This is a genomic window from uncultured Campylobacter sp., assembly GCF_937997535.1.
Classification (GTDB): Bacteria; Campylobacterota; Campylobacteria; order Campylobacterales; family Campylobacteraceae; genus Campylobacter_B.
The window spans coordinates 22,133-31,033 of sequence record NZ_CALKTT010000090.1 but is presented as its reverse complement, the minus strand read 5'-3'; the positions used below and the strand labels follow the sequence as shown (position 1 = coordinate 31,033).

Here is an 8,901-nt window from a genome sequence, read left to right as displayed (position 1 = left end):
AGATACTGCCCGCAAACACTGCTAAATCCCCATAATACGCCGCCAAGAAGCGTGACGAAAACACCGAAAAATTCACTCTGAGATCTCATTTGCCGCCTTAAATTTAAAGCCAAAGTATATAATCTTATGCTTAAGCTGGGGTTAAATTTGGGGTTCGGCGGAGTTTATTGGGTAATGTTTGCAACTAGTAAAATTTTGTAAATTTTAAAATTTAAACCGTACAAAGAGATAGCAAAATTTTACTATGTTATAAAAATTTAATAAAACTGCGCGAGAATAGTGTAACTTTGATTTAAGAATCCGTTTTTATCAACTCTCTTAAATTGTAAATCAAATTTAACTTAGCATTAGCGGCTTATGCAGTGAATTTAACTTTGCATTACGTGGCGGCTTCGTAGTTTGCCTAGGCTATATTAAATCGCCGCGAGGCCAAATTTAGCCCAAAAATAGCTAAATTTTCCTAATCGGGAGCCTGATTATCGTTTTGCATTTTTGCGGCACGGTTTTTCTGGGATCGCTTAGGTAGATTTCGTGATGCGCTCTTTGCTCGCCAAAGTCCTTTGCGTAGCCATTCGCGGCGATAAACTCGTCTATTTTGGCTACGCTTTGCGGCTCGTCATCAAAGCTGCCCACATGTAAAATTTGCGCGCAAAGCCCCTCATCTATCCTCAAAAACTCCGCCACACCGCAGTCCAGCTTCTTTTTCTGCGTAACCTGTCGCACCGCCCAGTCAAAGCTCTCTCGCGTGATAAAATCAGGCAGCCTAATCGCGCTAATCCAGCTAAAATCGCTCTTTCGGGCGTAGTTCGCCGCTCCGTCAGCAGAGCCGCGCTGTCGCCAAAACCCCTCTAGCGGCGGCACGACGTACTCGAAAAATCCATCGATCTTATAATCGGTTTTGTAGCTCATTTTAGCGCGTAGCTCACGGCGTAGAGCACCTCTATCGCGCGCTGATACGCGCCGCCCGATTCGTTCGGGTCGCCCTCGCCGCGGATGCAGACGAAATTTGCGGGCGGGACGGTTAAAATTTGCGGCGTCTGTTTAGGTGCGTAAAGCTGCTTAAACTCTTTTTTAAAATCAAACATTTTATTCCTTTCGCGAGGCAAATTTCATAAAATTTTGCGCTAGAAGCGGAGCTGAAATTTTATGTGGTCATAAAATTTCATATCATCACGCGATCGTGTGGATGGAAATTCTACGGAATTCCACATTTGCCGTAACTGCTGCGAGAAATTTTGTCGCAAGCGCATCAATGCATTGCTACGCAATAAAATTTCACGCCATCTTCAAACAGGATATGAAATTTACTGCAAGTATTTGAAAAATTTTAATACATGCAGATAGATTTCACACGGGCGAAATTTCACGCCGCTATAAATATTTTAAAATTCTGCCGAAGCGCGCGGCTAAAGCGTCTAAATTTAAAGCGTCGCTTTAAATTTAGACCAGCGCCAGCTTCAGCACCTCTTCGATCCGATCTACCGGCGTTATTTTCAGATCGTTTTTGACCTCGTCCGGGATCTCCGCTAGGTCGCGCTCATAGTTTTTGCGCGGGATCAGCACTTCAGCGATTTTGGCTTTGTGCGCGGCGATGAGCTTCTCCTTAAGCCCGCCGATCGGTAGCACCTTGCCGCTTAGCGTGATCTCGCCCGTCATCGCTAGATCGGCACGCACCTTGCGCTCGCTTAAAATCGACGCGATCGCCGTGCTCATCGTGATACCCGCGCTCGGTCCGTCCTTCGGCGTCGCGCCCTCGGGCACGTGGATGTGAAGGTCGAATTTATTATAAATCTGCTCCGAGCTTTCGGAGCTTTCCTCCGCGCCTAAATTTCGTGCCGCCGAGCTTTTAGATGTCGCGCTGCCATTTGCGCGTAATGCGGAGTTTTTACCCGCACGTGAGGCTTTTTCTGCGCCCCCTTTCGCGTCTTGAGCCGCTTTGAGCTTGCCCTCGTCGATCAGCACCTTTACGACGCTAAAGGCGATCTGCGCGGATTCTTTCATCACGTCGCCGAGCTGGCCCGTGATCGTCATCGCGCCCTTGCCTTTGATCTTGACCGCTTCGATCTTGAGCACGTCACCGCCTACCGCAGTCCACGCAAGCCCGTTTACTATGCCGATTTGATCGCGTTTTTCAACCTCGTCGATCTCGAAAACCTTCTTATTTAGGAATTCGCTCAAATTTTTCGTCGTAACGACGATTTTTTTAAACTCTTTGTCTTTTAAAATTTTAACCGCGACCTTGCGGAAGATCGCTGCGATCTGGCGACGCAGGTTTCGCACGCCGCTTTCGCGCGTGTACTCTTCGATGATCTCGGCAAGGGCTGCGGGGTTGATCGCTACGTCGGCGGATTTTAAGCCGTGGCGCTGCAACTCCTGAGGGATCAGATAGTCCTTGGCGATCTGAAATTTCTCCTGCGGCGTATAAGAGCTAAGCTCGATAAACTCCATCCTATCGCGCAGCGGCGCGGGTATGAGAGATACGTCGTTTGCCGTGGCGATAAAGATGATCTTGCTAAGATCGATGTTGAAATTTAGATAATAATCCCTAAAGCTCGAGTTTTGCTCCGGGTCTAAAATTTCAAGTAGAACCGCAGTCGGATCGCCCTTGTATGAGTTTGAAATTTTATCGATCTCATCGAGCACGATGACGGGGTTCATCTGATTTGCCTCGATGAGACCTTGCACGATGCGGCCCGGCATCGCGCCGATGTAGGTGCGGCGGTGTCCGCGCAGCTCGTTTACGTCCTCGAGCCCGCCTAAAGCAATGCGAATGAGTTTGCGCTTAAGCGCGGTAGCGATGGAGTTCGCAAGGCTCGTCTTGCCTACGCCGGGAGGGCCGTAGAAGCACAAGATCGCGCCGCCGTTTTTGCCGTCCTCTTTGCTCTTCTTGCCGCTTGTGCCGCGAAGCTCCAAAAGCTGCTTTAGCGCGAAATACTCCTCGATGCGCGCTTTGGGCTTTTTTAACGAGTGGTGGTCTTTATTTAGCTGAGCGGTAACGCCCTCGATGGACATCTTGTGTTTGGCGGTCTTTTCAAAAGGCACCTCCAAAACCCAGTCCAGATAGCTCTGCACTAGCCCCGCATCGGCGCTGTCCGGATGAAGGCGGGCAAATTTATCGATCTGCTTTTTGATCTCTTTGTAGGCATCCTCGCCCAAATATGGCTTTTTGGCTTCCAGCTTTTTGCGGTATTCCTCGATCTCGACGTCGCGATCGGCATCGCCGCCGAGCTCCTTTTGGATCTGTTTGAGCTGCTCTTTTAAAAAATACTCTTTGTTCGTCTTATCGATCTTGGAGTGAACTTTGCTTTTGATCTCCTTTTCGAGCCTCTGCGCTTCGATCTCGTCGGAGATGTAGTTGATGAGGTTGAAAAGGCGCTTTTGCAAGTTGCTCTCGGTAAAAAATGAGTATGCTACCTGTTTTTTTAGGCGCAGTGCGCTTAAAATCAGGTCGCAGACGCGCGCGGCGTCGGTGCCGTCGTCGATGGTTTTTAGTAGATCGTTCGGGAAAAAATGCGTAAGCGTGCTAAGCGTCTTGGTTTTTTCCTTCAGCACGCTTACCAGTGCGTCTAATTTCTGGTCGTTGCCGCGCTCGTCGTGGATGATATCGACGGTAGCGATTAGCGGATCTTGCGAAATTTCTTTTACGATTTTACCTTTTAGCGCGCCTTGAAATAAAATTTTAACCCGACCGTCAGGAAGCGGCACGGTTCTCATCACAGAGCCCACGACGCCTGCGTTATAGATACCGCCGAAGCTTCTATCGCCGCTAAATTCCGACTTTGAGCTTACGACCATTATCATAGATTCGTTTTTGGCGGCTAGATCAAGGGCTTTTTTGTTATGCTCGTCGCCGATGAAAAGGGGAGCTATCATAAACGGATATAAAAATAGCTCGTCCTCGACGATGATAGGCAGATCGCTCGGGAAGGTTGTATTTTGCATCAGTTGCATCGCTCCTCCTACTCAAAAATCGCGCGGTACCAAGGCGAGCGAGGTTTGATGACGTCGGTACCGTTTAGCGGGGATTCTTCGATGCGCTGCTCGTAAATTTTGGCAGAACTTTCGCGATCGGTGCGCTGGTAAAGATCCTTGATGTCGATATTTAGCTGATGCTCTGCAAGCCTGAGCTTCGTTAGCATCGTCTCAAGTAGCGGACGATACTCGCTCTGCGGGTATTCAGCTATAAATTTTCGAATTTCGTCTATGCTGTTTAGCATTAGCTTTTGGTTGCGATTTGGGCGGCTAAAGGAATCGAAATTTGCTCTAATTTTTAGAAATCTTGCGTATTCGATCTTCTGCGTCGTGCCGTAGAGGCGGATATATTCGTCTAGGTATTTGTTTGCTTTCTCGTAGTTTTCATCCTCCACAAAAGCCCACGCCATAATGAGTGTCATCTCCTCAAGCAGCGGAGAGGCGATATGCTCGCTAGAAAAGCTAGTGTAGTGCTTCTCGGCATCCTCCATATTTGCGTTGTTAATATCTTCTAAAATTTTAGAATACCACGTTTCGGGGCTTAGATTAAAAAGCTCGCCGTCGCCTTTGCCGCTGCAGCCGCCGATAAACGCTATAAATAGGAGAGCGGATAGAATTTTACTTAGATTTGTCATAAAAAATCCTTGGAATTTATTTAGCTCGTAATTTTATAGTCTTTGAGTAAATGCAAGCTTAAATTCTGCGTTCAAATTTAAAAATGGAATTTCTTTAAAATTTTTATGCGTTCGGGCTTAAAAATCTTTGTAAACCAAAAAAATTTACGCGATAAATTCTAAATTTAAGTTTAACAATAGTATAATTAGCGCCGATAACGCAGAGTAAGTTTGCGTTTCCGTAATTTCAAAATTTTAAAGAAAGGATGTAAGATGAAAAAAGGTTTTACTCTAATTGAGCTGATCTTTACCATCGTAATTTTAGCGATCACGACGATGGCGATCCCGCGTATCGTCGCGCAGACGACCGAGCTAAATGCCCTTGCGATCAAAGAGGAGCTCGTATATAACGCTAAAGCTTTTATGTCTCGTATATCTAAGGCGCAGTGGGATAGCGCATACGCAGGAGATGCTAGCTGCGGAGGCGATACTGGCTGCATGAAAAGAATTTTATCGGTAAATCCATCGATAAAGTTACCGGATAATAGCACTATGGAAGCTAGACCGGGGATTTTAGATGAAGCTAGTAAGCGCGAGGTCAGCACTCAAGCTCCGGCTACGAAAGGGCAATTCGGCAAAGGAGATAATAGAATTTCTTTCGGCGGCGGTCGCTATAACGATGTTGATGACTACGATAAATTTACTACTCAAATGACAGTAGGTGATTTAGTGGGCTCTAGTAGTAAGGGTGATTTTATTCTTAATACTGGAATTAATGTCAACGTAGATTATGTAGCAGAGCCTTTTACTGCGGAAGATTATGCTAAGGGTACCGATATAAACGGAACCCTTAGTGATCAACCAGCCAATGGCTCCCCTACCAATATAAAGATGGTTAGGGTTGCCGCCACGGATCTAAACGACGCCGTAGCTAAAGATGGTACTGCCAAATCAGTAGTTTTAAAAGCGTTTTTATCCAATATCGGCGTCGGCGTTCAGACAGCCGTCACTAGACGATATTCCCGATAGGAGCGCGAGATGAAAAAAGGTTTCACCCTTATAGAGCTTGTATTTGTTATCGTAGTATTAGGTATCATCTCGATGTTCGGCGCTGATCTATACACAAAGATATATAAATCCTATGTTCATGTACGTGCAGTAAATCAGCTGGAAGCTAGAACACAAAATGCGATGATGCTAATCACAAATCGCTTAGAAGATAGAATAAAAAGCTCTACTATAGGCAGAGAGCTTAGCTCAAACGAGTTTGTGCCGATTAGCGCTTTAGATGATCCAAAATACGATATATTAGAGTGGATCGGACAAAGCGTAGAGACGAGAAATATAAATAAGAGAACTCCCGGTTGGAGTGGCTTCATGTCGATGTCTCAACTCCGAGATGACAAATGGAAAGCAGGTACAGAAGATGCGGGCTATATTGGAAATACGAGAGCTACATTCAATATGGTATCCTTGGGTAGCGATTTCCCCCAAGTGGCTAATATAGTTGGAAATTTAAGAGCTACGGAATACGGTAAATCGTCCACTAATACTCAAGTCGCCGTTATCTTTAGGGTCGTTACGAATGATGCTTCACCTACTAGCGTAGGTATAGGCTTTGGCTACGATAGAAAGGTCGACGTGAACGGTAGCAATCGCGTGCTGATCGCCGTAGGCACTCCTAGTACTACGGGTACCAATAATAAAGAAAGCGAAACTATTACTATCAACCAATATCCATTAAATCCAAACAACGATAAATCGCAGGAATTCTCCGAGCAGTACTATATAGCTCATAGTGCCTACGCGATCGTTCCAGATTTAGGGGGTAGGGATAGTATTGTATATATGAGAGATAATGCTGGTAATGTATTAAGTAAAAATTTTGATTTGGTTTTAAAATATAACTATCGTCCATGGAGCACCGTTGAAAAAGATGCGAACTCGTATGATAAGGCTAGCAGCGCGTTACTAGCCGAGGACGTGAGCTTGTTTAAATTTAAGGATGATAACGGTGCCGTTGCGCTTAAGCTATGTATGAGGGATGACGGCAGAAATTTTGATCCTGCAGAGCTGGATCTAAACGTTTGTAAAGCACAGGTGGTGTACTAATGAAAACTATGCGAAAAGGCTTTGCTCTAGTAGCAGCCATATTTTTTATCATCATTGTAGCGACTACGGCGATTACGGCACTATCTATCGCGTCTATGACGGCTCGCGATGTCAATAATATTCAAGGCAGAGAGCAGGCGCTACTGCTAGCTCAGAGCGCTACGGAGTTAGCAGTCCTTGCTATGCAAAAGCACCAGTATCTAACTACTGAGCTTAAGGAGAAGAACGCTACGGCTGCGACTAATCCTACACTAAATACGATTACTCTTGTGTATCCGTCAAATGATCCAGCTCAAAAGATGTTTGATATCACCGTGACATTTGGATATTTCGATAAACAGCTAGGTGCACCTGACGATCATACCGTCGCTTATAGTAATTTCGGGCAAGGCTCGTCCGAAAGGCTTGCAAATGGTAGTGTAGGTAGAATTCTAAGCCATGCTGCGCTTGTAGACGTGGTAGTAAAATCCAACGTAGCGGTTATGGGGAGGCCGCAGATTACATATCATAGGCGCACTATTCAAAAACCATAAAGCAAAGGAGAGACGATGAATTTAAATATCGTAGGTAAGCAGTTTGAGCTAACGGAAGCTATTAAAAATTATGTCGAAAACGCATTTGAGACGCTAGAAAAATATAATCTCGACATCATCTCGGGGCGTTGTGTAATTTCTGCCGACGAGAAGCAAGGCAAAAAAGGTTTTGTAGTGGATTTTTCATTAAATTTAGCGCATCAAGATACTATCGTCGTGCGCCAAAAAGATAAAGATCTCTACGCTGCCGTCGATCTCATCGTAGATCGCGCCTCAAAGGTTCTACGCAGATACCACGATAAGGTAAATTCTCACAAAAATCGCGACGAGATGAAACAAAACGCCGTAGATAATGCGGTCGGTGCCAATAAGCCAAATTTAAACGACGAGGTTGATGAAATCGTCCCTACCGAGCTAGAGCTTTATAAGCCGCTAGAGATAGATGAGGCGCTAAATAAGCTTAAAGAAAGTACCGATCAGTTCTTGGTCTTTAACGATATGGACGCTAAAATGCGTGTGCTTTACAAGCGTAAAGACGGTAAATTCGGTCTGTTTTAGCTAAATTTCATATTCGGGTATTTGAAATTTCAAGCGCTCGAGTTCTGATGAAATTCGGATCGGGTGCTTTTTTTAAATCGTCTCTGTTATAACATAGCGCCGATGAACTTTGGAAAAATAGCTGGTCATGTTTTTGCAAAGTCTAAATTGCGATGTCTTTAATTCGCTGCACTAGGAATTTTTACAGAGTAATACCGCCCGATTTTTAGTTGTGACAAGCCTTGTTGCGAGAATTATCTACGAGCAGTGAAGCCGTAAAGCGAATGTGGGTGAAGTTGCGTGAGCAAAAAATCGCGCTCAACTCGCCGTAAGCGAGCCGGCTTTTCGTAGCGGATGTAAAATTTATTTCAACATCAAATCGTAACAGAGCTTTTGAATTTTAAAATTTGCTGAAATTTTTGATAAATTTCCACATTTTTTTATATTTTATGAAATTTTTTCATCGTTAAGTTTTCATCGCGTTGTCGTTATTTGCCGTCCCATTTGAAATAAATTAAATTTTAATTATAAATCTTTCAAATTGCACTGTAATTTAAGCAAAAAAAATGTAAAATAATAGTCAAAAATTATGTTATTGACCGGAGGGTAGTATCATGAAAGTTAAGAGTTTTAGCTTTGCGCCCATTTTGGCGCTGTTGTTTTGTTTCGCGACGGGAGTATTCGCAGATGATGTTAGGTCGAACGTGAAGATAAATTCTGCTACCCCAATAAGCAACGAGTATCGTGACGATGGCGTGCTGGACGGAAGGAGAGGTGGTTGGACTTGGAACGGAGATCAGGGTTTGTATAATTTCACCACTATAAAAAATCGGTCTGACGAATTAAACCAAAAGCCGATAGTTAGATTCGGCGGTGCGGGCACATACGTCTTTGGAGACTACGCCGTGACCGGAAAGCCGGTGATTAGTTTAAGCTGGCCTTCTGCTCTAGGCCGTGATTACATGTGGGGAGCAAAAGGCACATACATTAAAGATGACGGCGACGGACAGTTTTATTTGAATAGTTCAAAAGCTGTTTTGAGGCTTCCTAAGGGCGTGACTAAAGACGATATAGTCTATGCGAGACTTTATTGGCAGGGAAATATATTCAGCACGACTGATTTTGACAGCGAA

The 8,901-nt window shown here is 44.8% G+C and carries 8 protein-coding genes and 1 pseudogene; 5 read left to right on the top strand and 4 right to left on the bottom strand.

Annotated features, from left to right (window positions below):
• Positions 1–450 precede the first annotated feature (450 nt).
• The 4 genes from Q0117_RS08505 to bamD all read right to left on the bottom strand — a co-directional run bounded on the left by Q0117_RS08505 (position 451) and on the right by bamD (position 4,607).
• Positions 451–909: a GyrI-like domain-containing protein gene (locus tag Q0117_RS08505; protein ID WP_297924554.1), complete on the bottom strand. Its 459-nt coding sequence runs from the start codon at positions 907–909 to the stop codon at positions 451–453.
• Positions 906–1,085, bottom strand: coding sequence for a GyrI-like domain-containing protein (locus Q0117_RS08500; protein WP_297924552.1), 180 nt, complete (start codon positions 1,083–1,085; stop codon positions 906–908). Before Q0117_RS08500 ends, Q0117_RS08505 begins: the two co-directional genes overlap by 4 nt.
• Positions 1,086–1,440: 355 nt before the next feature.
• Positions 1,441–3,951 carry an endopeptidase La gene (gene lon, locus Q0117_RS08495; protein WP_297924550.1) on the bottom strand — a complete coding sequence of 837 codons (2,511 nt, stop codon included), beginning with the start codon at positions 3,949–3,951 and terminating at the stop codon, positions 1,441–1,443.
• Positions 3,952–3,959: 8 nt separating this feature from the next.
• Positions 3,960–4,607, bottom strand: a complete 648-nt coding sequence (gene bamD, locus Q0117_RS08490; protein WP_297894030.1) for an outer membrane protein assembly factor BamD — start codon at positions 4,605–4,607, stop codon at positions 3,960–3,962.
• Positions 4,608–4,859: 252 nt separating this feature from the next.
• Here bamD and Q0117_RS08485 point away from each other — a divergent pair, with 252 nt between their 5' ends.
• The 5 genes and pseudogenes from Q0117_RS08485 (at position 4,860) to raiA (ending at position 7,789) form a co-directional block, all read left to right on the top strand.
• The gene (locus Q0117_RS08485) at positions 4,860–5,615 is read left to right on the top strand and encodes a type II secretion system protein (protein WP_297924548.1); all 756 of its coding nucleotides are present in this window, start codon (positions 4,860–4,862) and stop codon (positions 5,613–5,615) included.
• Between the two features lie 9 nt (positions 5,616–5,624).
• A pseudogene (locus Q0117_RS10675) lies at positions 5,625–5,690 on the top strand (prepilin-type N-terminal cleavage/methylation domain-containing protein); the annotation flags it as partial.
• Between the two features lie 87 nt (positions 5,691–5,777).
• Positions 5,778–6,698 (top strand): hypothetical protein, encoded by a 921-nt coding sequence (locus Q0117_RS08480; RefSeq protein ID WP_297924546.1) that lies wholly within the window; start codon positions 5,778–5,780, stop codon positions 6,696–6,698.
• Positions 6,698–7,231 carry a hypothetical protein gene (locus Q0117_RS08475; RefSeq protein ID WP_297924544.1) on the top strand — a complete coding sequence of 178 codons (534 nt, stop codon included), beginning with the start codon at positions 6,698–6,700 and terminating at the stop codon, positions 7,229–7,231. Before Q0117_RS08480 ends, Q0117_RS08475 begins: the two co-directional genes overlap by 1 nt.
• Before the next feature lie 15 nt (positions 7,232–7,246).
• Positions 7,247–7,789 carry a ribosome-associated translation inhibitor RaiA gene (gene raiA, locus Q0117_RS08470; protein WP_297924542.1) on the top strand — a complete coding sequence of 181 codons (543 nt, stop codon included), beginning with the start codon at positions 7,247–7,249 and terminating at the stop codon, positions 7,787–7,789.
• The last annotated feature ends 1,112 nt before the right edge of the window (positions 7,790–8,901 follow it).